Annotated in this window: 23 protein-coding genes; 16 read left to right on the forward strand and 7 right to left on the reverse strand. The window is 68.2% G+C overall.

The window, feature by feature from the left end; genetic code table 11:
* Positions 1-150: 150 nt before the first annotated feature.
* Positions 151-1461: a putative bifunctional diguanylate cyclase/phosphodiesterase gene (locus COC42_RS16695; protein ID WP_096344579.1), complete on the reverse strand. Its 1311-nt coding sequence runs from the start codon at positions 1459-1461 to the stop codon at positions 151-153.
* A 397-nt stretch (positions 1462-1858) separates the two neighbouring features.
* On the opposite strand from COC42_RS16695, the gene COC42_RS16700 reads away from it, so the two are divergent.
* Positions 1859-3202: a UDP-glucose dehydrogenase family protein gene (locus COC42_RS16700; RefSeq protein ID WP_096344492.1), complete on the forward strand. Its 1344-nt coding sequence runs from the start codon at positions 1859-1861 to the stop codon at positions 3200-3202.
* Here the strand turns inward: COC42_RS16700 and COC42_RS16705 are convergent, their stop codons facing one another.
* Positions 3203-3976 (reverse strand): competence/damage-inducible protein A, encoded by a 774-nt coding sequence (locus COC42_RS16705; RefSeq protein WP_096344581.1) that lies wholly within the window; start codon positions 3974-3976, stop codon positions 3203-3205.
* A gap of 64 nt (positions 3977-4040) precedes the next feature.
* Between COC42_RS16705 and map the strand changes: the two genes are divergently transcribed.
* The 6 genes from map to COC42_RS16735 all read left to right on the forward strand — a co-directional run bounded on the left by map (position 4041) and on the right by COC42_RS16735 (position 9509).
* Complete coding sequence (gene map, locus COC42_RS16710) at positions 4041-4868, forward strand: type I methionyl aminopeptidase (RefSeq protein WP_096344580.1); 828 nt, start codon at positions 4041-4043, stop codon at positions 4866-4868.
* Positions 4869-5031: 163 nt separating this feature from the next.
* Positions 5032-5370, forward strand: coding sequence for a P-II family nitrogen regulator (locus COC42_RS16715; RefSeq protein ID WP_096344493.1), 339 nt, complete (start codon positions 5032-5034; stop codon positions 5368-5370).
* 92 nt (positions 5371-5462) lie between these two features.
* Complete coding sequence (gene glnA / locus COC42_RS16720; RefSeq protein ID WP_096344494.1) at positions 5463-6875, forward strand: type I glutamate--ammonia ligase; 1413 nt, start codon at positions 5463-5465, stop codon at positions 6873-6875.
* A gap of 192 nt (positions 6876-7067) precedes the next feature.
* Positions 7068-7532, forward strand: a complete 465-nt coding sequence (locus COC42_RS16725) for a hypothetical protein (RefSeq protein WP_096344495.1) — start codon at positions 7068-7070, stop codon at positions 7530-7532.
* 41 nt (positions 7533-7573) lie between these two features.
* Positions 7574-8872 (forward strand): M20/M25/M40 family metallo-hydrolase, encoded by a 1299-nt coding sequence (locus COC42_RS16730; protein ID WP_096344496.1) that lies wholly within the window; start codon positions 7574-7576, stop codon positions 8870-8872.
* 34 nt (positions 8873-8906) lie between these two features.
* The gene (locus COC42_RS16735) at positions 8907-9509 is read left to right on the forward strand and encodes a flavodoxin family protein (protein ID WP_096344497.1); all 603 of its coding nucleotides are present in this window, start codon (positions 8907-8909) and stop codon (positions 9507-9509) included.
* 49 nt (positions 9510-9558) lie between these two features.
* Here the strand turns inward: COC42_RS16735 and COC42_RS16740 are convergent, their stop codons facing one another.
* The 4 genes from COC42_RS16740 to COC42_RS16755 are packed head-to-tail and all read right to left on the reverse strand — an operon-like array spanning position 9559 to position 18114.
* Positions 9559-10533, reverse strand: a complete 975-nt coding sequence (locus COC42_RS16740; protein ID WP_096344498.1) for a quinone oxidoreductase family protein — start codon at positions 10531-10533, stop codon at positions 9559-9561.
* A gap of 13 nt (positions 10534-10546) precedes the next feature.
* Entirely contained in the window at positions 10547-14692 is a 4146-nt protein-coding gene (locus tag COC42_RS16745; protein WP_096344499.1) for a translocation/assembly module TamB domain-containing protein, read from the reverse strand.
* The gene (locus COC42_RS16750) at positions 14689-16632 is read right to left on the reverse strand and encodes an autotransporter assembly complex protein TamA (protein ID WP_096344582.1); all 1944 of its coding nucleotides are present in this window, start codon (positions 16630-16632) and stop codon (positions 14689-14691) included. Before COC42_RS16750 ends, COC42_RS16745 begins: the two co-directional genes overlap by 4 nt.
* A 42-nt stretch (positions 16633-16674) precedes the next feature.
* Positions 16675-18114 (reverse strand): MFS transporter, encoded by a 1440-nt coding sequence (locus COC42_RS16755; RefSeq protein ID WP_096344583.1) that lies wholly within the window; start codon positions 18112-18114, stop codon positions 16675-16677.
* Positions 18115-18291: 177 nt separating this feature from the next.
* On the opposite strand from COC42_RS16755, the gene COC42_RS16760 reads away from it, so the two are divergent.
* Genes COC42_RS16760 through COC42_RS16770 form a run of 3 tightly spaced genes read left to right on the forward strand, consistent with a single transcriptional unit; the run spans position 18292 to position 20696 of the window.
* The gene (locus tag COC42_RS16760) at positions 18292-19437 is read left to right on the forward strand and encodes an acyl-CoA dehydrogenase family protein (RefSeq protein ID WP_096344500.1); all 1146 of its coding nucleotides are present in this window, start codon (positions 18292-18294) and stop codon (positions 19435-19437) included.
* Positions 19434-19895, forward strand: a complete 462-nt coding sequence (locus COC42_RS16765; protein ID WP_096344501.1) for a VOC family protein — start codon at positions 19434-19436, stop codon at positions 19893-19895. Before COC42_RS16760 ends, COC42_RS16765 begins: the two co-directional genes overlap by 4 nt.
* A gap of 12 nt (positions 19896-19907) precedes the next feature.
* Positions 19908-20696, forward strand: a complete 789-nt coding sequence (locus COC42_RS16770; protein ID WP_096344502.1) for an SDR family oxidoreductase — start codon at positions 19908-19910, stop codon at positions 20694-20696.
* 109 nt (positions 20697-20805) lie between these two features.
* Here the strand turns inward: COC42_RS16770 and COC42_RS18145 are convergent, their stop codons facing one another.
* Positions 20806-20937, reverse strand: a complete 132-nt coding sequence (locus COC42_RS18145; protein WP_281253119.1) for a hypothetical protein — start codon at positions 20935-20937, stop codon at positions 20806-20808.
* 96 nt (positions 20938-21033) lie between these two features.
* Between COC42_RS18145 and COC42_RS16775 the strand changes: the two genes are divergently transcribed.
* From COC42_RS16775 to COC42_RS16800, 6 genes are read left to right on the forward strand one after another with little or no spacing between them, the layout of a single operon-like run.
* Positions 21034-21669 (forward strand): phosphoribosylanthranilate isomerase, encoded by a 636-nt coding sequence (locus COC42_RS16775; RefSeq protein ID WP_096344584.1) that lies wholly within the window; start codon positions 21034-21036, stop codon positions 21667-21669.
* A gap of 44 nt (positions 21670-21713) precedes the next feature.
* Positions 21714-22943 carry a tryptophan synthase subunit beta gene (trpB, locus tag COC42_RS16780; RefSeq protein ID WP_096344503.1) on the forward strand — a complete coding sequence of 410 codons (1230 nt, stop codon included), beginning with the start codon at positions 21714-21716 and terminating at the stop codon, positions 22941-22943.
* The gene (gene trpA / locus COC42_RS16785; protein WP_096344504.1) at positions 22940-23737 is read left to right on the forward strand and encodes a tryptophan synthase subunit alpha; all 798 of its coding nucleotides are present in this window, start codon (positions 22940-22942) and stop codon (positions 23735-23737) included. The genes trpB and trpA overlap by 4 nt, the downstream gene beginning before the upstream one ends.
* A complete protein-coding gene (gene accD, locus COC42_RS16790) occupies positions 23734-24591 on the forward strand; it encodes an acetyl-CoA carboxylase, carboxyltransferase subunit beta (RefSeq protein ID WP_096344505.1) in 858 nt (285 codons plus the stop codon). Before trpA ends, accD begins: the two co-directional genes overlap by 4 nt.
* Positions 24588-25112, forward strand: a complete 525-nt coding sequence (locus COC42_RS16795; protein ID WP_096344506.1) for a nucleoside/nucleotide kinase family protein — start codon at positions 24588-24590, stop codon at positions 25110-25112. The genes accD and COC42_RS16795 overlap by 4 nt, the downstream gene beginning before the upstream one ends.
* Positions 25112-26410 carry a bifunctional folylpolyglutamate synthase/dihydrofolate synthase gene (locus COC42_RS16800; RefSeq protein WP_096344507.1) on the forward strand — a complete coding sequence of 433 codons (1299 nt, stop codon included), beginning with the start codon at positions 25112-25114 and terminating at the stop codon, positions 26408-26410. The genes COC42_RS16795 and COC42_RS16800 overlap by 1 nt, the downstream gene beginning before the upstream one ends.
* Positions 26411-26424 lie beyond the last annotated feature (14 nt).

A 26424-nucleotide genomic window follows, 5' to 3' on the forward strand; every position in this document is an offset into this window, starting at 1 on the left:
GGGCAGGCGCATCATCCGCGACTTGGGCCTTCGCGGGAGCAGCCGGAGTTACGCTCCAAAGCGCGAAGGTTATAGCCAACCAGATGGAACGGCATCTTCTCACGCTTGAGGTGTAAGGTGCAAACCGTTTCGATCGCGTCAACGACGCGCTTAGGCGCGCTTCCAGAAGCTCTCGGGCCGACCGAAGCTCGGCCGCATCGCCGCGGCGGCGGTGAGGTGCCGGTCCTCGGCCAGGAACTGGCGCAGCGCGCCAATCGCGATCGGACGGCTGATGAGGAAACCCTGCGCCATGTCGCAGCCCATCACGCTGAGCAGCGCCATCGCGGCGGGCGTTTCAACACCTTCGGCAGTGACTTCCATGTCGAGCGCGTGGGCGAGGTCGATCGTCGAACGGACGATCAGGGGGTCGCGGTTACTGCTCGTCAGTTCGAGCACAAACATCTTGTCGATCTTGAGCTCACGCGCGGGCAACTGCTTCAGATAGGCGAGGCTCGAAAGCCCTGCCCCATAATCATCGATCGCCAGCGTCACACCGATATCGGCGAACATGCGAAGATGACGGATCGCGCTGTCGGGATCGCGGATGACCGCAGTTTCGGTGATCTCGAACCCAATCCGCGCGGAGACGCCGCGTACCATCGTGCAGACCTGATCGACGAACTCCGCATCGGCGAGCAGCAGGCCCGAAATGTTGACGAAGACCGGGATGTCGTGGCCGCTGTCGGCGAGCACCTGCTGATCGGCGAGTGCCTGCCGGATCGTCCACAAGGTGAGCGCGCCGATCTTGCCCGATTCCTCGGCCAGCGGGATGAAGTCTCCCGGCAGGATCAGGCCGCGTTGCGGATGTTGCCAGCGGACCAGCGCCTCGACGCTAGTAATCTCCTGTCGGCGCAGATGAACCTTGGGCTGGTACTGGAGGAAGACCTCGCCATTGTCGATCGCTTTCGACAGGTCGCGCATCAGCGACAGGCGGTCAAAGGCATGATCGGCACGGCTGAGGTCGCGAACCACGTCCCGCTGGTCGGCGCGAGCCTGACCGAGGGCAGCCTCGGCCGCCTCGACGAGGCGGACGTCATCGCGTTCGTGGCTCGGCATCGCCGCCCCCGCGAGCAGCAGCTCGATCGTGTAGGGCTCGCCGTCGAGATCGAGGGGGCGAACGAAGCTTTCGCGCAGGCACCGGATCGCCGCATCGGCGGCGGTGGGCAGCGCGCCTTCGAACGCGATCTCCAGCATCGAGCGCCCCACAATGCGCACCCGCGCGGCTGGAAGCTGCCGCGCCATCACCGACGCCACGTCCTCAGCCAGCAGATCGGCGCGCGCGCGGCCGAGGTGGCGGCGCAGCGCCCCGAAATTGACGATCTCGGCAAGCAGAAACAGCTGCCAGGCCGGCAAGGCGCACGGCACGGTCCCGCTCGAAGGGACGGACGGCACGTCGGCCGGGTTGAGAGCGTCGGACGGCATCTCCATCCGACATAGAAGCCAAGCCGTTGCAATCGGGTTAACCGACTCGATGTCCCACAATGACCCATTATGCTGATCAGATCGGCTTGAGAAATCGTTAACTTTCCGTTAATTTGCGCGCCGGGGCCAAACGACCCCGCTGGAGAAAAATGATGCATGACGTCCTGTTCCGGGAAATCTACGGCGACACGCTTCGCCCCTTCTGAAATCCTGAAACGGTCTCGGATCGATGCGCGCTGCGGATCGATCCGAGCCTTTCCTTCCGAGTTGATCTCGACAAAGGCATCCCGAGGGGTGCCTTTTCTCGTTGCCGTGGCGATGGTTGACCCTCCGGCTTGCCACTGGCAGTGGCCCAAGTTTAGGCGCTCAGGCCGAGCGGCGGCAGCAAGGGTTCGACATGCGCATTGTGATGATCGGTTCGGGCTATGTCGGCCTCGTGTCGGGCGCGTGCTTGGCCGATTTCGGCCATGACGTGGTTTGCGTGGACAAGGATGCGGGCAAGATCGACCGCCTGAAGGCCGGCGGCATCCCGATCTATGAGCCCGGCCTCGATGATCTCGTTGCCAAGAATGTGGCGGCCGGCCGGCTGTCTTTTACTACCGATCTGGCCGGCCCGGTTGGCGAGGCCGAGGTCGTGTTCATTGGCGTCGGCACGCCGACGCGCCGCGGCGATGGCCATGCCGACCTCTCCTATGTCTACGGCGCCGCGCGCGAGATTGCGGCGGCGCTCCGGCGATTCACCGTCGTCGTTACAAAGTCGACCGTCCCCGTCGGCACCGGCGATGAAGTCGAGCGAATCATCCGCGAAACCAATCCCGCCGCCGAGTTCGCGGTTGCCTCGAACCCAGAGTTCCTGCGCGAGGGCGCCGCGATCGAGGACTTCAAACGTCCCGACCGTATCGTCGTCGGCATCGAGGACGAGCGGGCCCGCGCGCCGATGGAGCAGGTCTATCGCCCGCTCTATCTCAACAAGGCGCCCGTCCTGTTCACTCGCCGTCGGACGAGCGAGCTCATCAAATATGCCGCTAACGCCTTTCTCGCGATGAAGATCACCTTCATCAACGAGATTGCCGACCTGTGCGAGAAGGTCGGCGCCGACGTGCAGGAAGTGTCGCGCGGCATCGGCCTCGACAACCGGATTGGCGCCAAGTTCCTCCACGCCGGCCCCGGCTATGGCGGCTCCTGCTTCCCCAAGGATACGCTAGCGCTGGTCAAGACTGCGCAGGACTTCGACAGCCCGCTGCGGCTGATCGAGACCACTGTCGCGGTCAACGACACGCGCAAGCGGGCGATGGCCCGCAAGGTCGTCGCCGCCATGGGCGGCGATGTCCGGGGCAAGACGATCGCGATGCTCGGGCTGACCTTCAAGCCCAACACCGACGACATGCGCGAGGCGCCGTCGATCTCGATCATCCAGGCGTTGCAGGACGCCGGCGCCACGATTCGCGCCTACGACCCCGAAGGGATGGAGGCGGCGCGGCCGATGCTGGAGAACGTTCATTACGCCAGGTCGGCCTATGACGCGGCGGAGGGTTCGGCGGCGGTCGTGATCGTCACCGAATGGGATGCCTTCCGTGCCCTCGACCTCGCGCGCCTGAAGTCGCTGATGGCCGAACCGCTGCTCGTCGATCTGCGCAACATCTACCGCGCGGAGAATGTCGTTGCGGAGGGGCTTCGTTACGTCAGCATTGGCCGGCCACAGGACGAGGATGGCGAAAAGCTCGCTGCCGCCGCCGAATAGTCATATGCCGCCGTCGGTCACGTCGTGACCGGCGACTTCCAGTCCCGCCGTCAGCGCCGCGACACAGGCATCGACCGTCGCCGGATCGGTGCCGCGCACGACGAAGTTCGCGCCGGTCCGCCCCTCGCGGAAGAAGGGGTAGCTGCCGATCGCGACGGCCGCTTCCTCGCCGTTCCCGCGAAAGCCGCGCTCGGTCTGGCGGAGGAGGTCGGCGACCTCGCTCTCGGCCACCCAGCAGCCGATCGTCCGCGCGATTACCGGGCGGCCGCCCTCGAGCGTCCCCGTCAGCGCATCGAGCATCCCCGCGGTGATGTGCGGCACGCCGGCCAGGATGAAGATGTTGCCATGGCGGATCCCCGGCGCCCCCGACACTCGATTGACGATCAGCTCGGCCCCCGCCGGCACCCGCGCCATCCGAAGCCGAGCTTCGGTCAGGCCGCCGCGCGTCTCATAATATTTCTCTAGCACCGCCCGAGCCTCGGGATGAATAACGACCTCGACGCCCAGCGCCACTGCGATCGCATCGACGGTGATGTCGTCATGCGTCGGCCCGATCCCGCCGGTGGTGAAGCAATAATCGCAGCGGTCTCGGATGGCGTTCACCGCCTCGACGATCGCCGCCTCGCGGTCGGCGACCACGCGCGCCTCGGTCAGGCGGATGCCCTGAACGTTGAGCCAGGTCGCAAGCTGGGCAATGTTCTTGTCCTGCGTCCGGCCCGACAGGATTTCGTCGCCGATCACCACAATGCCGGCGGTCCAGATACGCTCGCTCATGACGCGGGCCATAGCGCGCGCCCGCCCCCTCGCAAATCCCCCGCCAAAGGGCTATGTCGCAGGCATGACCGAGTATGTGACCGTTGCCCCCGACCAGCCACTCTCGCGCAGCGGCGCGATCCACCTTTACGGGCGCGAGGCCTTCGAGGGGATGCACCGCGCCGGCCGGCTTGCGGCCGAAATCCTCGACGCGATCGTGCCGCTGATGGTGCCGGGCACCGAGACGCGGACGATCGACGATGCGATCCGCACCAAGATGCTGGCGGCGGGCGCCGTGCCCGCGACGCTCGGCTATCGCGGCTACACGCACAGCTCGTGCATCTCGATCAACCATGTCGTTTGCCACGGCATTCCGTCGGACCGCATCCTGAAGGACGGCGACATCGTCAATGTTGACGTGACCCCGCTCCTCGACGGCTGGCACGGCGATACCAGCCGCATGTACCTGGTCGGCGATGTCGGGCTGAAGGCGCGGCGGCTGGTCGACGTCACTTACGAATGCCTGATGCTCGGGATCGAGCAGGCGCGGCCCGGCAATACGCTGGGCGACGTCGCCCATGCGGTGCAGCGCCATGCCGAGAAGCACCGCTACGGCGTCGTGCGCGATTTTTGCGGCCATGGCGTGGGCCGCCTGTTCCACGACGCGCCCGAGGTCGTCCATGTCGGCAAGCCCGGCACCGGTCCCGAGCTGCGTCCCGGCATGATCTTCACCGTCGAGCCGATGATCAACATCGGGCGCCCCGACGTGAAGCTGCTCGAGGACGGATGGACCGCGGTGACGCGCGACCGCAGCCTATCAGCGCAGTTCGAGCATTCGATCGGCATTACCGAGGACGGTTGCGAGATCTTCACCCTGTCGCCCGCCGGTTTCCATCAGCCGCCCTACGGCTGAGCCTGCCCGCCAAGCGGGCATCGACCCGCCCGATGCCTGCTTTTACGGCAATGCAAGCGGCGGCAATCGCGAGAACGCGCGGTTTTTTGGCTGGCACACTTGATGCAAAGCCCCGCGCGAGGGATGTTGGACACATCTGTTCCAACAGGCGGGGATTCGTCGCGTGAAGAAGATCGAAGCCATCATCAAGCCGTTCAAGCTCGATGAGGTGAAGGAGGCGCTGCACGATGTCGGCGTCTCGGGCATCACCGTGACCGAGGCCAAGGGCTTCGGCCGCCAGAAGGGCCACACCGAACTCTATCGCGGCGCCGAATATGTCGTCGACTTCCTGCCCAAGGTGAAGCTGGAAGTGGTGGTCGAGGATGGCCTGGCCGACCGTGTGGTCGAGGCGATCGCCGCGGCCGCGCAGACCGGGCGGATCGGCGACGGCAAGATCTTCGTCATCCCCGTCGAAACGGCGCTGCGCATCCGCACGGGCGAGCGCAACGACGACGCCATTTGACGCGACGCAGCAAAGACGCTTTGGTCAATTAGACCGCGACATTTCGTTGCGCGATTCGCGCAACCGACTTTTTGAAACGAAAGGGACTCTGAATGGCCACCGACGCCGGCACGATCGTCAAGCGCATCAAGGACGAGGAGATCGAGTGGGTCGACCTGCGCTTCACCGACCCCAAGGGCAAGTGGCAGCACCTTTCGATGGTCGCCTCGGCGCTCGATGAGGACCAGCTGACCGACGGCCTGATGTTCGACGGTTCGTCGATCGAGGGTTGGAAGGCGATCAACGAGTCCGACATGGTGCTCAAGCCAGACCTCGACGCAGTATACATCGATCCCTTCTCGGCGACGCCGATGATGATCATCTTCTGCGACGTGGTCGAGCCCTCGACGGGCGAGCTTTATGCCCGCGACCCGCGCTCGACCGCGAAGCGCGCCGAGGCGTATGTCAAGACGACGGGCATCGGCGATACCGTCTATGTCGGTCCCGAAGCCGAGTTCTTCATGTTCGATGACGTTCGGTTCGAGAACACCTATTCGTCGAGCTACTACAAGATCGACGATGTCGAGCTGCCGGGTAATTCGTCGAAGGAATATGAGGGCGGCAATATGGGCCACCGCCCGCGCGCCAAGGGGGGATATTTCCCCGTCGCGCCGGTCGACAGCGCCGTCGATATCCGCGGCGAGATGGTCTCGACCATGCTCGAAATGGGCCTGCCCTGCGACAAGCACCACCATGAGGTCGCCGCCGCGCAGCATGAGCTGGGCCTCACCTTCGGCACGCTCGTCACCACCGCCGACCGCATGCAGATCTACAAGTATGTCGTGCATCAGGTCGCGCATGCCTATGGCAAGTCGGCGACGTTCATGCCCAAGCCGATCAAGGACGACAACGGGTCGGGCATGCATACGCACATCTCGATCTGGGATGGCGGCAAGCCGCTGTTCGCGGGTGACGGCTACGCGGGCCTGAGCGACACGTGCCTCTACTTCATCGGCGGCGTCATCAAGCATGCGCGCGCGCTCAACGCCTTCACCAACCCGACCACCAACAGTTACAAGCGGCTGGTGCCGGGCTTCGAGGCGCCGGTGCTGCTCGCTTACTCGAGCCGCAACCGTTCGGCCTCGTGCCGCATCCCCTATGGCACGGGCGCCAAGTCGAAGCGCGTCGAGTTCCGCTTCCCCGACGCGCTCGCCAACCCGTATCTCTGCTACGCAGCGCTCCTGATGGCCGGCCTCGACGGCATTCAGAACAAGATCCATCCGGGTGAGGCGATGGACAAGAACCTCTACGACCTGCCGCCCGCCGAGCTGGTCAACGTCCCCACCGTCTGCGGCTCGCTCCGCGAGGCGCTGATCGCGCTGCAGGAGGACCATGAGTTCCTGCTGAAGGGCGATGTGTTCACCAAGGACCAGATCGAGGCCTATGCCGAGATCAAGTGGGCCGACGTGATCCGCTTCGAGACGACGCCGAGCCCGGTCGAATACGACATGTACTACAGCGCCTGATCCGCGCTGCGACCGCGCCCGTCGCAGCACGACAGGCGCGGTCGGCCGACGCAGGCGACCGGCGAGGCAAGCTCGCCGCGAGGCGACGTGAAAGGAGCGGGCGTCCGGCATCACCGGGCGCCCGTTTCGCGTTCGACGGAACCCATTGCCCTGCCCGCCATTCCCGCTGTCGGCAGCGTGAAAGGACAGCGCATGAGGGCAGGAAACGCAGCGATGATCGGCGGGCTGGTGGCGGGTGTCGTCACGACTGCGGCGATGTGGACCGGCCGCAAGTCCGGCGTCCTCCACAAGACGCTTGATCGCGATGCGGTCGACTGGATCGACGACACCACGGGCTCGCGCTCGCGGATCGGCGACACTGGCACGAGCCTCGTCGAGTTCGGCAATCATCTGGGCGCGTCGGCGGCCTTTGCCGGCCTCTATGCCAAAATGCGCGAGGCGTTTCCCGACGTGCCGCCCGCCGCGCTCGGCGCGCTGTTCGGCACCGGTCTCTATCTCGTCAACATTGCCGGCATTGCGCCGCTGATCGGGATTACCGAGGGCGAGGCGAAGGCCGGCCCGCAGAAAGCGACCGAGCGCTGGGCGGTGCATGTGATCCAGTCGGTCGTGACGGCGCTGGTGATGGAAAAGCTTGCCGACCGACCGAAACACGCTTGAGGACTTGGCAGCGCGGGTCGCCGCGGCCTAGCCTGCAGGTCATGAGCAAGCTCGCCCTCGCGCTCGCCGCCCTGCCCCTGCCCGCGCTCGCTCAGACACCTCCGCAGGTCGAGGCGATGCGACGGGCGGTCGCCGCCGATGCGCACCGCAACGAGGAACTGCTGGAGCGGTTGGTGACGCAGAACTCGGGCACGCTCAACCTGCCGGGCGTCAAGGCGGCGGGCGAGATCGTGCGCGCCGAGCTCGAACCGCTGGACTTTGCGGTGCAATGGGTCGAGCAGGCGAAAGTGGGCCGCGCGGGGCACGTCGTCGCACGGCACAAGGGCGACGGGCGCGGCAAGCGGCTGCTGCTGATCGGTCATCTCGACACGGTGTTCGAACCGTCCTCGTCCTTTACCGGCTTCAGGCGCGAGGGCGGGCGCGCAATCGGGCCGGGCGTGGGTGATGACAAGGGCGGCGTCGTTATCATCGTCGCGGCGCTGCGGGCGATGCAGGCGGCGGGAACGCTCAAGAATGCCGACATCACCGTTTATCTTACCGGCGACGAGGAACGCACCGGCGAGCCGCCCGAGAAGGCGCGCGAGGGCCTCGTCGCGGCTGCGCGCGCCAGTGACATCGCCCTGGAATATGAGAATCTCGCGACCGACAACGGGGTCGAATACGGCACCGTCGCACGGCGCAGTTCGACCAGCTGGGAGCTCAAGACCAGCGGCGTCACCGGCCATTCGAGCGGCATCTTCGGCGAGAGCCTGGGCTATGGCGCGATCTACGAGATGGCGCGGATCCTCGACGGGTTCCGGCGCGAGCTGCCCGAGAAGAACCTGACCTACAATGTCGGGGTAATGGCGGGCGGTACCCCGGCGGCGCTCGACGCGGCGGGCGTCGCCGCGAGCGGCAGCGGCAAGACCAACATCGTCGCCGAGACTGCGATCGCGCGCGGCGACCTGCGCACGCTGACGCCCGAGCAGGATGCGCGGGTGCGGGCGAAGATGGCGGCGATCGTCGCGCAGCACCTGCCGAAAACGGGCGCGACGCTGACCTTCTTCGACGGGATGCCGCCGATGGCGCCGAGCGAAGGCAACCGCGCGCTGCTGGCGACGCTCAACGCGGTCAATCGCAACCTGAAGCTGCCTGAAATGCCCGAATACGATCCCGCCAAGCGCGGCGCGGCGGATTCAGGCTGGGTCGCGGCGATCGTGCCGACGCTCGCGGGACTGGGGCCGGTCGGCGGCAAGGCGCATGCCGAGGGCGAGTGGGTGGACCTCTCCAGCCTGCCGCGGCAGGCGATCCGAAATGCCGTATTCCTGACGCGCCTGTCGAAGGAACCGCGAAGCCGTTGATTTGTCTTCCTGATCTATCTCAGGAGAACATTGGATGGCCCTCACCGCGCTCGCGCTCAACTGTACGCTCAAGCCTTCGGGAGAATCCTCTACCGACGCGATGATCGCGGTGCTGGCGGATGCCTTCAAAGTACACGACGTGACGATCACCGAGACGATCCGCGTCGCCGCGCATGACGTGAAGCCCGGCGTCAGCAGCGACGAGGGCGAGGGTGACGCCTGGCCCGCAATCCGCGAAAAGATCCTTGCCGCCGATATCCTGATCTTTGGGGGCCCGATCTGGATGGGCCAGATCGGCAGCGTCGCCAAGCGGGTGCTCGAACGGCTCGACGCCTTCCTTTCTGAAACCGACGATCAGGGGCGGATGCCGAGCTATTCGAAGGTCGCGGTCGCCGCGATCGTCGGCAACGAGGACGGCGCCCACTTTTCCTCGGCGCAGCTGTTCCAGTCGCTCAACGACGTCGGCTTCACCATTCCCGCGGTCGCCGCCTGCTATTGGGTTGGCGAAGCGATGGGATCAGTCGACTTCAAGGACCTGGACAAAACCCCCGAGAAGGTGACTGAGACCGCGAAGATGGTGGCGTCGAACGCCGCGCATCTGGCCGGGTTGCTGAAGGACGCGCCCTATCCGGGATAGCGCCCGGCTCACCGTCACCCCGGACCCTGTTCCGGGGCGACGGTGCAGGTCACGGGATAAGCACCGTGCTCCCGATCGTCGTGCCCGCCTCCAGTTCCTCATGCGCCTCGGCCACCGCTTCCAAGGGGAAGCGCTGGCCGATCTCCGCGCCGATCGCCCCTGAACGCAGCATCGCGAACACCTTGTCAGCATAACGCTGTCGCGCCTCGGGCGTCGTGGCATAGTGGAACAAGGTCGGCCGGGTGACGAACAGCGAGCCCTTGGCTGCGAGCACGCCGAGGTTGACGCCCTCGACCGGGCCGCTCGCATTGCCGAAGCTGACGATCAGCCCGCGCGGGGCGGCACTGTCGAGCGACGCGCTCCAGCTGGCCTTGCCCACGCTGTCGAAGATCACCGGCACGCCCGCGCCGCCGGTGATTTCGCGGACGCGCGCGGCGATGTCCTCGGACTTGTGGAGGATGACGTGGTCGGCGCCCGCCTCGCGCGCACGCGCGGCCTTCGCCTCGCTGCCGACAATCGCGATGACGTTCGCACCGACCGCCTTTAGCCAGCCGGTCAGCAGAAGCCCAACGCCGCCCGCCGCGGCCCAGACGAGGACGGTCATCCCCGCCTCGACTTTCGCGCAATCCTCGACCAGCATCGCCGCGGTCGCGCCCTTTAGCATCAGCGCAGCGGCGTCGTCGTCGCTCACGTCGTCGGGAAGGCGCACGAGCTGATCGGCGGCCACGGTCCGATGCGTCGCATAGGCGCCGCGGGTGGTGAAGGTCCCGACCCGATCGCCGACGGCGAAACCGGTCACACCCTCGCCCAGCGCCTCGATCACGCCCGCACCTTCGGACCCCAGCACCGCGGGCAGCTCGATCGGATAAAGTCCCGAGCGGTGATAGGTGTCGATGTAATTGAGCCCGATCGCCGTTGCGCGCAGCCGAACCTCGCCTGGCTCTGGCTCGGGCAACATGGTGCCGACAAAGCCGAACACCTCCGGCCCGCCGGTCTTCTCGATGCGCTGGACGTGGGTCTGCATGGGACGACTCCGATCAGTAATCGCGCGAGACGCGCACGTTGACGCTTTGCCGCCCGATCGTCGAGATGGTCGAGAGCACCGACAGCCACCTCGTGAACTGGAACTCGGCGCGCGTCGCCGAATAGCCCGCCCCGTCGCTGATGATCTCGACATAGGCGCGGCGAGTGATGAACTTGCCCGCGGCGATCGCGGTCTGCTGCCCCGTCTGCGGATCGGCGGACAGGATGCGCAGGCGGTCGAGCCCAGCCGCACGGCGCAGTGCATTGATCGGGTTGAGCCCGTCGCCCCCCTCCTGCAACGCGGCAACCGCGCCCGCCAGTTGCAGCGCCTCTGGCGCGGACAGGCTGGTGATCGAGGTGCCGAACAGGAGCCGCGAGAGAAGTTCGTCCTCGGGCAACGCAGGCACGCTCGAAAAGCCGATCTCGGGCTTCAGCGCGGTGCCGGTCACGCGGATGGTTGCATTCAGGCCCTGCGTGTCGGCGTTCGCCTGAATGTCCAGCGCGGGGTTGGCGGGGACCGAGCCGTCGAAGCGGATCGCCCCGCGCTCGAGGTCGAAGTCGCGGCCGGCGAACTCGTAATCGCCGCGGATCAGGTCGGCGCGCCCCCGGATGCGCGGGTTGGTCGGCTCGCCGTCGATGCGCAGGTTCGCCGACCATTCGCTGTCGAGGCCGAGGCCCGTTACCGACATGCCGCCCGGCGCCCGCGCGCGCAGGTCGAGCTGCCAGGGTGTGGCGACGGACACCTCTTCCTCGCCCTCGGGCAGATTGATCTCCGTGATGTTGAGCCGCGGGATCGCCGCCGCCGCCGTCGCGCGTCCAAGGCGGTAGCGACTCGAATCCAGCGTCACCTCGCCCGCGATCGTGCCGCCCGCGCCGTCGCTCCTGATGGTCACCGGGCCGCTGACCGTCGCGCCGATATCGTCGCGGTTGATGACGAGCGCATTCCGCGCCTCGAGCCTCAGGTCCATGCCGAAGCCGCGCGCGGCAGCGAGGTCGAAGGCGCCGCTGCCGCTGATCGTCCCCTGCTTGCCGTCACTCGCCTCGAACCGCTCGATGACGAGGCGCGAGCCGTCGAAACGGCCGGCGGTCTTCACGCCCGTCAGCACGGTACCCATGACCCCGCTGGCGATCCGGGCATTGTCGCTGCGGACGAGACCGCGGATGCGCGGATCGGACAGGCGGCCCGACACGTCGGCACCGATCCGCACCGGGCCGGAAAGGTCGAACAGCTCGATGCCCGTCAGCCGCCATAGCGTGTCGGCCGGCCCGCCATAGCGAAGCTGCGCAAACAGCGGTGCATTGGCGAGCCGCTCGGCCAGCGTGCCCCCGCCCAGCGGGCTCATCCGCGCCTGAGCCCGCCCGACGATGCGCCCGCCCGATGCCATGACCGCGCGGAAGCCCGCCCGGTCGGCACGGAGCACGCCGCGCAGCCCGACGTCGATCGGCGTCGCCGAGAGGACGAGGCCCGCGCGGCTGAGGCCGCGGACGGTCATGTCGATGCTGCCGGTGGGTGCGGCGCCCGGCACGCTCGCGTAGCTCAGCTTGCCCGAAGCCGATCCGCCGAGGCCGAGGCCAGGATAGCCGATATCGAGCACGCCGAGCGGCATCCGGGTCAGGCTCGCGTCGATCGTCAGTGCGTCGCCGAACCGGCCGGAGAGCTGCGCCTCGCCGCCCGCGAACGCGAATTTGGTGGGGGCGAGCGTCCAGCCATCGCCCGCGCGCCTCAATTCGGCGGCGCTCAGGAGCTTGAGCGGCCGCCCGTCGAGCTGCCCGCCGCCCGACAGCGTGTAGCGATCGGGTGCGACGCCCACATCGAAGTCGAGCGCGAAACGGCGGCCGCGGGCACCCGCCAGCGACACCTTTCCGCTGCCCGACCCGGCGCGCAGCGCGACGCTGCCGTTGAGGCGCGCGAGGCTGAGGGCACCGCGGCTGAGCCCGCGCACCTGCGTGTCGGCGGTGAGGTCGGTGCCGTCGGGGTCGAGCCGCACCGCGAAGCGCAGCCGCCCCGAGCGGACACGCGCGCCGGCAATCGCTGCGCCCTGTGCGGCGAGGTCGCCCTCGATCCGCTGAATCTCGCCCTCGGGCACGAAGCCGATGCGGCCGGACAGCCCGCCGCCCGCCACCTGGATCGCACCTGAAAAGCCGCCGGGCACGATGTCGAGCGCGCCCTGCCCGCGCGTGCCCGCCACGTCGAGCCGATCGACGACCACGCGCGCCTGCCCCCCGCGCGGCAGCAGGATCGTGCCGTTCGCGGTGAAGGGCCCCAGCCGCGAGCCGCCCGCGGCACTGTAGCGATAGCCCTCTGCCACCGGATCGAGCGCAGCAGTCACGTCGGCGAGGCCCAGCGTCTCCTGCGGCCGGGCGAGGCGAAGGCGTACGGCTGGTCGCTCGATCCGGCCGTCGAGGCTCAGCACCACCGGGCCGTATTGGCGCGACACCCCCTCCCCCGCGAAGACGAACGTCCCGTCGATCCGGCGATAGCCGTTGCCGCGCAGGTTGAGCCCCGGCGAAACGAGGCGCAGGTCGACGAAGCGGAGAATACGGTCCGGCCCCCGCTCCAGCCGGGTGACGATCCGCGGCAACCCCTGTGTCAGCGAGCGGAAGAAGGCGTTCTCAAGGCTCAGCATCCGCGCGGTACCGGTGCCGACGATCCGCGTCCCCCGACCGCCTGCGCCGGGCACGACCGATAGCCTTGTATCGACCTCGACGAGGCCAAGGCCGGGGATGCGGTAGCGGCGGAGGCCGCCCGCGAGACCGACTTCGTAGCGGCCGGTACGCAGGTCGAGGAACAGCATCACCCGGCCGTTCAGCTGGTCCGACCGCACCTGAAGCGCGTCTGCGGTGACGGCGGTGCTCGTCACCTTGAGCGGTCCGGTGACGCTTAGGTTGCGAAGGATGCCGCCCGCCACGTCGCCCACGCCCGTCACGCGCGCGGCGGTGAGCGACAGCGGCACCGTCACCGGTGTCTTCGACAGGCGGCCGCCGCCGGCGGCGCGCACCACCTCGAACCCCGTCTGGTCGAACGCCGCGCGGTCGGCGGTCAGGCGATAGTCGAAGCTCGCCCGGTCGAACGCGCCGTCCAGCGTGACGCGCGCGCGGATGTTGCGGCCGGTCATGTTAGGGAACAATGCGGGCGGGCGCAGCAGGCGGATATCGGTGACGAGATTGCGCCAGCCACTGGTCGCCAGATCGACGCCGCCCCGGCTGTCGATCGCAAGCGACGCGGTGCGCAGCGACAAGGTGCCGGTCAGCCGGCGTTCGGCAAGCGTCGCCTGTCCCGCGACCCGGATCGAGGGATGCGACAGGCGCTGGAGCCGCCCCTTAAGCAGGCTGGCGGGGGCGAGCGTGCCGTTCAGCGCATAGCGGCCGGCATCGGCGCCCAGCCGCAGATCGACGATACGCGCGGTGCCGACCTCGGCCCTTGCGGCACCGCGCCAGCGCGACCAGCTGCCGTCACCCGCGACCGCGAAGCCCACCGGCGCGCGCGTGCCGATCATTCGCGCCAGAACGCCCTCACTGCGCCCCCTGCCCCGTGCGGCAAGGTCGAAGCGGTCGCGGTCGGGCGCGGCGTCGAGCTTCAGGCGGACGAAATCGCTTCCCTGCACCAGCCCGGTCAGGTCGATCAGCGCGCGCCGATCGCGCACGGCGCCGCGCCCTACCAGCTTCGCCACGCGCCGCTGCCCCGCCACCGCCGGCGCGAGTTCGAGCCGCTCGGCCCGCAACATGCCGACATGAATGTCGAACCCGGGCAGGATCGGCCCGCGCCGTCCCGTCGGGCTGGGCTGCGGCAGCTTGTGGAGCGTCGCCACCGGCACGATCAGGCTGCGAATGTCGAGGGTGTTGCGCGCCCACGCCAGCGGCCGCCAGTCGAGCTCGGCGCGCGGTGCGCTGAAGACCAGGCCCCTCGGATCGCGGATCGTCACGTCGATCAGCGTCGCGCGGCCGTAGATCGAGCCCTCGATCCGCCCGACGCGGTACTTCATCCCGTCGCGCGGGCTAAGCGCGGCGATCCGGTCGGCGATGAAGCGGTGTCCGGGCTGGGTATCGATCAGCAGCAGCGCCGCGCCGACCGCGAGCAGCAGCACGGCGACGAGGCCGAGCAGCCAGCGCCACCAGCGGCGAGGCCTGCGCGGCGCGGGCGGCGCGGACTCGTCGTTCAAAATGCCTGCCCCAGGCTGACATAGACGGCAATGCGCGAATCGCCTGGCTGCGGGTTGATCGGCGTGCCGACATCGACGCGGATCGGGCCGAAGTTCGAATAATAGCGCACGCCGATCCCGGCCCCCACGCGGAAGTCGGTGAACTTGGGCAAGGGCGAGGTATAGATGTTGCCCGCGTCGATGAACGGCACCACGCCAAAATTGCCGAACGCCTTGACCCGCGCTTCGATCGAAAACTCGGTCAGGCTGCGCCCGCCGATCGGATCGTTGTTGAGGTCGCGCGGGCCGATCGACTGGAAGCCGTAGCCGCGCACCGACGCGCCGCCGCCCGCATAGAAGCGCCGCGAGGGCGCGATCGCGTCACGCGGCGCACCGACGATCGTGCCGAGCCGGGTGCGCGCCGCGAGCACGACGCGATCGGTAATGGGGCGATAGATGCTGGCGTCGAGCTGCGTCCGTGCATAGCCGAAGGTCGCGCCCGACAGCGACACCTCGGGCGACAGCCGCCCGCCCAGTCTGAACCCGCGCGTCGGGTTCAAGAGGTCGTCGGTGCCGTCATAGGTCAAGCTCGTCGGCAGCGCGCCGATGAAATAGGTGCGCTCGCGCGGCTCGCCGGTCGCGAGGATGACGTCCTGCTCGCGGCTGGCGGCGAGCTCGGCACCAAGCGACCAGATCCAGGCCTTCTGAAAGAAGATGTTGGTCTGTCGCTCCATCGTTCCCGCCAGCAGCAGCGTGTCCGCCGAATAGGCGTCGCGCTCCAGATGCGCCGCGGTCGCCTGCAGCGTCAGCACGCGGTCGCGTTCGTGGAAATTGTTGCGGCGGAAGGAGACACCCGCCAGCTGCTCGCGCGTGCCCGCGACGCCGCGCAGCGTCAGCGCGCCTTCGGGCGGGAACAGGTTGCGATGCGTCCAGCTCGCCTCGACCCGCGCACCCTCGCCCGTGCCATAGCCGATCTCGCCCGCGATCGTGCGCGGCGGCGCGGGGGCCATGCGGACGGCGAGATCGACGGTGCCGGGCTCGGCGCCCTTGACCGGCTCGATCCGGACGGCGCTGACCAGACCGGTCTGGATGATCGCACGGCGCAGGTCATCGACCGACCCCTGGTCGAAGCTTTCGCCCGGCTTGAAGCGGGCGATGTCCTGCACATGATCGCCGTCAAACACGCGGTTGTCGCGCGTGGTGATCCGGCCGAAGCGCAGCGCCTCGCCCGGCGTCACCTTCACGGCCAACGTTGCCGTGCGCGTCGCGTGATCGACGACGATGCGGCTCTCGCCCACCTCGGCGAAAGGAAAGCCCTCGCGCCCGATCCGCTCCTTGAGGTTCGCTTCGGCCGCGGCGATCGTGTCGGCGTTGACGGGGTCCCTCGGCTCGACCGCGAACGCCTTGCGCAGCGCCTCGGCCTTGGCCCCCGCGGGTTCGAGGCCCTCTAGCGTCACTCCGGCAAAGCGATATACGTCGCCAGGCACCGCGGTCAGTAGCACGGTCACGTCGCCCGTCACCGCCTCAACCCGCGTCTGCACCTCGGCATCGTAATAGCCCTCGGCGCGGAGCAGTTCGTTCAGCAGCCCCGCGTCCTCGCGCGCGCGGCGGTCAAGCTGGGCGGCATTTGCGGGCTTGTCCTCGCCCGCCCGAAGCGTCGAGGCCTCGTTGAAGCGCTGGCGCATCAGGTCGGTCCAGACGCCGTCCATTCCCTCGACGCGATAGCGATAGCGCGTCTCCGCCGCGACCTGTGGCACGCTGTCGGCAATCTGGGCGGGATCGGCCTTCAGGTCGGGCCAGTCGAGGCCAAGCTCGGGCATCGGTGCCAGCGGATCGCCGAAATCGAGCAACCCTTCGTCGGCTGGGCGCGCCTGCTCCTGTGCCCATGCACACGCGGGCGACAGGGCGATCAGGCCGGCGGCGGCAACGGGCCAGCATCGCCGGCGGACGGCACTCGACATGGCCATGAGCCCTATTGCGTCACCGACGCGGCGGCAATGGGGTCAATCGGCGGCGGCCAGCGCCTCCACGCGCGCCCGGTGCTCGGCCGCGCCGAACGGAAAGCGCAGGAACAGCCACGCCGCCGTCAGCGACAGGGCGAGATAGGTCCCCGCGAACAGGATCGTCAGCCAGTCGAGCGTCGCCGCCCCTACCTGCCCCGGCTTCGCCCCCTCGGGAAACCCGACCGCGGCCAGGATGAGGCCCGAGACGAAGATGCCGATGCCGCTGGTGCATTTCTGGACGAAGAACGCGCCGGCGAAGAACACGCCCTCGCTGCGCTTGCCCGTGCGCACCTCGCTATGCTCGACCACGTCGGCCATCATCGACGCGCCGAGGATCGCGGTGCCGACGCTGACCGCGGTGTTGAGCGTGTAGATCGCGAACAGGATCGGCAGCATCGCCGGCTCGCCCGGCTCGGGGAACAGCTCGGCGAGGCGAAGCGCGAAGGGCGTTGCCTGAAGCACGCCGGCGGCGGCGATCATCGACGCGGCGGCGCGCGGCTTGCCAATGACGCGCGCGAGGGCCGGTGCGCCAACAAAGGCGATGACGACGCCCGCGAACAGCACCGCCGCCAGCCAGGCGAAGGTCGCCGTCTCGAACCGCCAGACGAAGGTGTAGAGATAGTTGGACAGCGCGAAGCTGATCCCTTGGTTCGTATAGGCGAACAGCCCCGCCGCCATGAGGATGAGGAAGGGGCGGCTGCGCACCGCACCCGTCAGCTCGCGAAAGGCGGTGCCGACGCCGCCCGGCTCGATCGCCGGCCTGGGCAGGCGGGCGATCTCGCGGTGCGTGCCGATCGCCGAAACGAGGATCGCGACGAACATCGCTGCCGCGCCCGCGATGGCAAAGCCGCGATAGCCGTCCCGGTTTAGCAGGCCGTTGGTCTGCCCCGACTCCGGCACGAGGAACAGCTGATAGGCGGCGAGGAGCATCAACAGGCCGCCCGTCCAGCCGAAGATATAGCGATAGGCGGTGATCCGCGTACGCTCGTCATAATCGGCGGTCAGCTCGGGGGTCAGCGCCTGGCTCGGCACTTCATAGGCCGACACCGCCGTCCGCACGACTACGGCCGCGCCGAACAGCCAGGCGAGCGTCCAGCCCGAACTCAAGGCGGGCGGGTTCCAGAGTGCCACCCAGCCGAGCGCGATCGGCAGCGCCGCGGCGTACATCCAGGGATGACGCCGCCCCCAGCGGCTGCGCGTCCGGTCCGAGGCCACGCCAATCATCGGATCGATGACGGCGTCGAGCAGCAGCGCGCACATGACGACGAAGCCGACCTGCGCGGATGGAAGCCCCACCACCTGATTGTAGAAGAGCAGAAGGAAAGTGCCGAAGCCATTGTCCTTCACCCCATAGGCGACCGCGCCGAAGCCATAGGCGAGCGTCGTCGCGGCGGCGATGCGGCGGACGGGCGGCAGCGCATGTGCGTCGCCGCTTCGCATATCGGGTACCGTATCGCTCATCGAGAGGTGAGCCGATCAAGCCGTTTTTGGAAGATCGGGTATGTATTCGGACTTGCCATCTCGCCCCGCTTTGTCCTAGCGCTCGACACGCATAACGAAACGGGTGCGTACCGGCTCCATCGGCCCGGTCCAGCCCCGACGGAGAGGATGCCGCCCATGGCGCTCGACGCCGAAACCTTCGATACGCTGCTGGAGGCGGTGCGCCGCTTCGTCGCCGAGCGACTGCGCCCGCTGGAAGCACAGGTCGAGGCCGACGACGCGATTCCCCCCGACATCGTCGCCGAGATGCGCGACATGGGCCTGTTCGGCCTGTCGATCGCTCCCGAATATGGCGGCCTCGGCCTGTCGATGATCGAGGAAGTGCGCGTGGCGATGGAGACGGGGCGCACCACCCCGGCCTTCCGCTCGGCCTTTGGCACCAATGTCGGGATCGGCAGCCAGGGTCTCGTCATCGCCGGCACGCCCGAGCAGAAGGCCGAATGGCTGCCGCGCATCGCCAGCGGCGAGATCGTCACCAGCTTCGCGCTGACCGAACCCGATGTCGGCAGCGATTCGGGGAGCGTGAAGACTCGTGCGGTGCGGGAGGGGGACACCTACCGGCTGTCGGGGACCAAGCGCTACATCACCAATGCCGACAAGGCGGACCTGTTCACCGTCATGGCGCGCACCGGCGAGGCGGCGGGCGGACGCGGGGTCAGCGCGTTCCTCGTGCCCCGCGACCTGCCCGGCCTTCGCGTCGGGCCGCCCGAGAAGAAGATGGGACAGAAGGGCGCGCATGTCTGCGACGTCCATTTCGACGACGTGCCCGTCCCCGCCGCCAATCGGCTGGGCGAAGAGGGCGAGGGCTTTCGCATCGCCATGCAGGTGCTCGACCGCGGGCGGCTGCATATCGCCGCGGTTTGCGTGGGCGTTGCCGAGAGGCTGATCGCCGACACCGTCGCCTATGCCGCCGAACGCCGCCAGTTCGGCAAGCCCATCGCCGAGCACCAGCTGGTGCAGGCGATGATCGCCGATTCGAAGACCGAGGCGCTCGCTGCCCGCGCACTCGTCCTCGAAACCGCCGCATCGAAGGATTGCGGCAACGACGTGGTGCTCGAAAGCGCGGCGGCCAAGCTGTTCGCCAGCGAAATGGTAGGCCGCGTCGCCGACCGCGCGGTGCAGGTGCATGGCGGCGCGGGATATATCGCTGATTACGGGATCGAACGGCTCTATCGCGATGTGCGGCTTTTCCGCATCTATGAGGGGACGACTCAGATCCAGCAGATCATCGTCGCGCGCGAAACGATGAAGCGGGGAGGTTGATCATTCATAAGCTGGTCCTCGCCGCACTTGTCCTGACACCACCCGCTTTGGCGCAGGACCGCCCGGTCCCCGTGGCTGCTCGCGGCGATCACGTCGCAATCTCGGTCAGCGACCTCGACCGGAGCGCCGACTTCTACACGCGCGTGTTCGGCTTTCCCGAGTTGAAAGCGCCGGTGAGGAACCGCCGCTGGCTGGACCTGGGCGGAGGGTTCGCAATGCACCTGATCCCCGACAGGACCGCACCGGTGGGAGTGGATCGCGGCAACCACTTGGCCTTTGCGGTCGCCGATTTCGACGGCTTCGTCGCGATGCTGGTGCGTGACGGCATCCCCTTCACCGACTTCGAGGACAAGCCCTCGACCATCCAGCGCCTGCGCACCGACGGCGTGCGACAGGTCTATATCCGCGATCCCGATGGCCACCGGATCGAGGTCAACGACGCCGCGCGCCAGCGCTGAACAGGAGCACGCATGGATACCAACAGCCTCTTCCGCCTCGACGGTCGCGTGGCGCTCGTCACCGGCGGGTCGCGCGGCATCGGCCGGATGATCGCGACGGGCTTCGTCGGCATGGGTGCGCGCGTCTATGTGAGCTCGCGCAAGGCCGACGCGTGCGAGGCGACTGCGGGCGAGCTAGGCGAGAACGCCATCGCCCTGCCCGCCGATGTCTCGACGGTCGAGGGCTGCCGCGCACTCGCCACCGCGATCGGAGAGCGCGAGGGGGCGCTCGACATCCTCGTCAACAATGCCGGCGCGGCGTGGGGAGAGGCGTTCGACACCTTCCCCGAGACGGGCTGGGACAAGGTGATGAACCTGAACGTCAAGTCGCCCTTTTTCCTGACGCAGGCGCTTCACTCCCTACTGAAGGCGAGCGGCGCGGGCGGGCGGCCGGCCAAGGTCATGAATATCACCTCGATCGACGGCCAGCGGCCCAACCCCTGGGAAACCTATAGCTATCAGGCGTCGAAGGCGGCGCTCATCCACCTCACTCGCCGCATGGCCGCGCGGCTGATCCGCGACAATATCGCCGTCACGTCGCTCGCGCCCGGCGCCTTCGCCAGCGACATGAACAAGGCGGCGCGCGACCATGGTGAGACTGTAGCCAAGGCAATTCCCGCAGGCCGCATCGGCGAAGCGGAGGACATGGCCGCGGCGGCGATCTACCTCGCGAGCCGCGCGGGCGATTATGTCGTGGGAGAAACACTGACCGTCGACGGCGGACTGGTGAACGCATCGCTGGGCGTCAGCATCGACGCCTGAATCGCTCCGTACGCGCTGAGCTTGTCGAAACGCTGCCTTTCTCTACCAAGATGCAGAAGAAGAGGCAGAGCTTCGAGAAGCTTAGCCCCACCGACGATACGGGTCGGGATCAGACCGCCGTCGCATAGTTGGTAAGCGCCTGACCGGCACCGACCAGCAGCCCGGCGAGCAAGAGCGCACCGACGACCATGGCAATGACGAACCCACGCGATTTGGCGCGGACGATGGGGTTGAACCGCATCACGAACCTCCTCTTTCCCGCCGTATAGCACGGCTACGCTAACGCAGGATGAACCGGGCCTATCGCGGGGCGGAAAGCGCCGCTAACGCGGGCCACATGACCACTGCCAAGATCTGCGGCCTCCGGGCGCCCGACACGCTCGACGCGGCGATCAGCGGTGGAGCGAGCCATGTCGGCTTCGTCTTCTTCGCCTCTTCCCCCCGCCACCTGTCGTTCGATGCGGCGGCGGGGCTGGCGGCGCGGGTGCCGGGGCATGTTGGCCGCGTGGGCGTGTTCGTCGATCCGGCCGACGACCTGCTGGAACCCGCCATTGGCGCCGGACGGCTCGACGTGCTGCAGCTTCACAAGACCGCGCCCGAGCGGATCGCCGCGATCCGCGCGCGTTACCGCCTGCCGGTCTGGGCCGCGGTCGCGGTCAAGGCGCGCGCCGACCTCGATGCCGCGCGCCCGCTCGCGGGCCTTGTCGACCGCATCCTCTACGACGCCAAGACGCCCGAGGGCGCAACCCTGCCCGGCGGCATGGGCGTGCGCTTCGACTGGGGGCTGCTCGAAGGGATCGCGCACCCTGCCCCCTGGGCGCTGTCGGGCGGGCTCGACGCAGGCAATGTCGCCGAGGCGATCCACGGGACGGGCGCCGAGATCGTCGATGTGTCCTCGGGCGTCGAAAGCGCGCCGGGCGTCAAGGACCCCGCCAAGATCAGGGCGTTCCTCAAGGCGGTATCCGCCGCCTGACCCGCGGGCTTCCGTTCACGGCCCGTCGTCGCTAAGTGGCGGCCATGAACGCCCCCAACAGCTTGCGCCAGCAACCCGACGAGCGCGGCCATTTCGGCGAGTTCGGCGGCCGCTACGTCGCCGAGACGCTGATGCCGCTGATCCTCGACCTCGAGCGCGAGTATCGCGCGGCCAAGGCCGATCCCGCTTTCGCCGCGCAGTTCGACGACCTGCTCGAACATTATGTCGGCCGCCCCAGCCCGCTCTATTATGCCGAGCGACTGACCGAAGCGCTTCGGGAAAGCGCCGAGCCGGGCATGGGCGCGGAGGTCTGGTTCAAGCGCGACGAGCTCAACCATACGGGCGCGCACAAGATCAACAATTGCGTCGGCCAGATCCTGCTCGCGATGCGGATGGGCAAGACGCGCATCATCGCCGAGACGGGCGCGGGCCAGCACGGCGTCGCCACCGCCACCGTCTGCGCGCGCTTCGGCCTGCCCTGCACCATCTTCATGGGCGCGACCGACGCCGCGCGCCAGCAACCGAACGTGTTCCGCATGAAGCTGCTGGGAGCGGAGGTGCGCCCCGTCACCTCGGGCTCGGCAACGCTCAAGGACGCGATGAACGAGGCGCTGCGCGACTGGGTCGCCAACGTCCACGACACCTTCTACATCATCGGCACCGCCGCCGGCCCGCACCCGTACCCGGAGCTCGTCCGCGATTTCCAGAGCGTGATCGGGCGCGAGGCGCGCGAGCAGATGCTGCGCCGCACCGGCCGCCTGCCCGACCTGCTCGTCGCGGCGATTGGCGGCGGGTCGAACGCGATCGGGCTGTTCCACCCCTTCCTCGACGATGCCGACGTCAAGATGCTGGGCGTCGAGGCGGCGGGCCATGGCCTCGACAAGCTGCATGCCGCGAGCCTCGCCGGCGGCGCGCCGGGCGTGCTCCACGGCAACAAGACCTATTTGCTTCAGGACGAGGACGGCCAGATCGCCGAGGCGCATTCGATCTCGGCGGGCCTCGACTATCCCGGCATCGGGCCGGAACACGCGTGGCTGAAAGAGATCGGCCGCGTCGAGTATACATCGATCACCGATACCGAGGCGCTCGACGCCTTCCAGCTCCTCTGCCGGACCGAAGGGATCATTCCCGCCCTCGAACCCGCTCACGCCATTGCCGCGGTGGCGAAGCGTGCGCGCGAGATGCCGCGGGATAAGGTCATCCTGGCCAACCTGTGCGGGCGGGGGGACAAGGACATCTTCACGGTGGCGGACGCGCTGGGGGTGGCGATTTGACCCGCCTCGCCGCCGCCTTTGCCAAGCCGCACGCCGCCCTGGTCGCGTTCGTGACGGCGGGCGATCCGACGCCCGCTGCGACGCCCGCGATCCTCGATGCGCTCGTCGCGGGCGGAGCGGACGTTATCGAGCTTGGGATGCCGTTTACCGATCCGATGGCCGATGGTCCCGCGATCCAGGCGGCGAACATCCGCAGCCTCGGCGTGGGCACGACGACGGCCGACATCCTGTCGATCGCAAGCGGCTTTCGCGACAGGCACCCGGACGTGCCGCTCGTCCTGATGGGCTATGCCAACCCGATGCTGCGCCGCGGGCCGGAATGGTTCGCCAGCGCCATCGCCGAAGCCGGCGTCGACGGCGTCATCTGCGTCGACGTGCCGCCCGAGGAGGACGACGCGCTCGGCCCGGCTCTCCGCGCGGCCGGGATCGACCTGATCCGTCTCGCTACCCCGACCACCGACGTGGCGCGACTGCCAGCGGTGCTCGAGGGGGCATCGGGCTTCGTATATTACGTCTCGGTCGCGGGCATTACCGGGCTTCAGCAGGCCGCGCAGGCTTCGATCGAGGACGCCGTGCGGCATCTTAAGGCCGGGACCGACCTTCCCATCGCAGTCGGTTTCGGCGTGCGCACTCCCGATCAGGCCGCCGCGATCGCGCGCGTTGCCGACGGCGTCGTCGTCGGTTCGGCGATCGTCGAGATCGTCGCGCAGCACGGCAGCGCCGCCGCCCCCCACGTTACCGACTATGTGCGTTCGCTGAAGGACGCGATCGAAACCTCCAGGATTCCCGCATGAGCTGGCTCAACCGTGTCCGCAACGCTCTCGCCTCGGTCGTCCCGACCAAGGAGACGCCCGACAATCTGTGGCACAAGTGCAAGGGCTGCGGGCAGATGATCTTCAACAAGGAATATGAGGAGAATCTGTCGGTCTGCCCCCTGTGCGACCATCACGGCCGCATCGGGCCGAAGGCACGCTTCGCGCATTTGTTCGACGAGGGGACGTGCAAGCTCCTCCCCGCTCCGCGCGTCGCCGAGGATCCGCTCAAGTTCCGCGATACCAAGCCCTATGCCGGGCGGCTGAAGGCGGCCCGGGCCGACACCGGCGACCAGGACGCCTTTGTGTCGGCGCGCGGCAATATCGAGGGTCGGCGCGCTGTCGTGGGCGTCCAGAACTTCGCCTTCATGGGCGGGTCGATGGGCCAGGCGGTGGGCGAAGGCTTCATCGCCGGCGTCGAGGCGGCGATCGCCGCCCGCGCGCCCTTCATCGTCTTTACCGCGAGCGGCGGTGCGCGGATGCAGGAGGGCATCCTCAGCCTCATGCAGATGCCGCGAACCACCGTGGCGATCGAGATGCTGCACGATGCGGGCCTGCCCTATATCGTCGTGCTGACCGACCCGACCTCGGGCGGAGTCATGGCCGCCTATGCGATGCTCGGCGACGTGCAGATCGCCGAACCCAAGGCGACGCTCGCCTTTACCGGCCGCCGCGTGATCGAACAGACGATCCGCGAGAAGCTGCCCGAGAACTTCCAGACCAGCGAATATTATCGCGACCATGGCCTCATCGACATGGTGGTCGAGCGTAAGGACCTGCGCGGGCGCCTGGCGACGCTGATCGACTATCTGGCGCACGACCGGGCGGCGGCTTGACGCTCCTCCTGCTGCACGGCCCGCCGGCCAGCGGCAAGCTGACGATCGGGCGGATCGTCGCCGAGCGGACCGGATTCGCGCTGTTCCACAATCATCTGGTCGTCGACGCGGTGACCGCGCTGTTCCCGTTCGGCAGCGAGCCGTTCGTGCGATTGCGCGAAGCGACGTGGCTCGCCCTGCTGGGCGAGGCAGCAGCGGCGGGACGCGACACGATCTTCACCTTCGCGCCCGAACCGACCGTGACGCAGGCGTTCATCCCGACCCTGGCGGAAGCCTGGCACAAGGCAGGCCGCAGGACGCTCGTTGTCGCGCTGACGATTGACGTGGCAGAGCAGGAGCGCCGCCTGGTCGAGGCGGATCGCCGGGCGTTCGGCAAGCTGACGGATGTCGAGCTGCTGCGCGGGCTGCGATCCGAGATGGCCGCTTGTGGCGCCGTAATGCCGCCCGCCGATCTGACAATCGACACCGGCAACGTCCCTCCGGATAAGGCCGCATCGCGCATCGTCGCGGCGATCGGTTGATGGCCGATCACGCCCGCTCCGACGATCCGTTCGTCCAGGCACAGTTCGACCGGCTGAATGCGCTCGGCCCCGGCGCCGACACTCTGGGGCTCGACCGGATCGCACGACTGCTCGCGCGCGTCGGCGATCCGCACTGCGCGCTGCCGCCCGTCTTCCATGTCGCCGGGACCAACGGCAAGGGATCGACCTGTGCCTTCCTGCGCACCGCGCTGGAGGCGGCGGGCTATCGGGTGCATGTCTATACCAGTCCGCACCTCGTCCGCTTCAACGAGAGGATCCGGGTGGCGGGGACGTTGATCGACGACCGGACGCTCGCCTCGCTGATGGCCGAAGTGCTCGATGCGGGCGGCGAAATCGGCGCGAGCTTTTTCGAGGTGACGACGGCGGCCGCCTTTCTCGCCTTCGCGCGTGCGCCTGCTGACGCCTGCGTGATCGAGGTGGGGCTCGGCGGGCGACTCGATGCGACCAATATCATCCCGGTGTCTCTGGTCGGCGCGATTGCAAGGCTGGGGATCGACCATCAGGCATTCCTGGGCGACACGATCGAGGCGATCGCAGGCGAGAAGGCGGGCATCGCGCGAGCCGGCGTGCCGCTGGTGACACTCGACCAGCCGGAGAGCTGCGCCGCAGTGATCGAGGCCGTAGCCGAGCGGACGGGCGCGGTGCTTCATCAACGCGGCGTCGAATGGCGGTCGTGGACCAAGGGTGATTCAATCAGGTTCGAGGACGCCCGCGGATCGCTCGAGCTACCCGCACCGAACCTTCCAGGCGTCCACCAGCACGAAAATCTGGCGCTCGCCGCTGCGATGCTGCGGGCGCAGGACGCTATCCGAGTCCCTGACGAGGCGATCAAGGCCGCCGCGACGCGCACCTTTTGGCCCGCGAGGATGCAGAGGCTGCGGCCCGGCCCGCTCGCGAGCCGGGTCAGGGGCGCAATGCTGCTCGACGGCGCGCACAACCGCAACGCCGCCGATGCTGCGGCCGCCCATCTGGCGATGCTGCCCGCCAAGCCGGCCCTGATCCTTGGCGTGCTCGCGAACAAGGACGCGGGCGGCATCCTCGACGCGCTGGCCGCGCATGTCGGGCCGGTGCGGGCGGTGCCCGTCCCCTCGCATCCCTGCCATTCGCCCGAGGCGCTCGCCGCGATGGCGCGCGAACGCGGGCTTGAGGCCCAATCGGCGACTGACGTCCTCGCTGCGGTCGACAGCCTGTCGGACTGGCCCGGCGACGTGCTGATCCTCGGCTCGCTCTATCTTGCCGGCCGGGTGCTCGAGATGAACGACGAAGCGCCAAGCTGATCCTTTATTGATAT

The sequence above is a fragment of the Sphingomonas spermidinifaciens genome (assembly GCF_002351485.1).
Lineage (GTDB): Bacteria > Pseudomonadota > Alphaproteobacteria > Sphingomonadales > Sphingomonadaceae > Sphingomonas > Sphingomonas spermidinifaciens.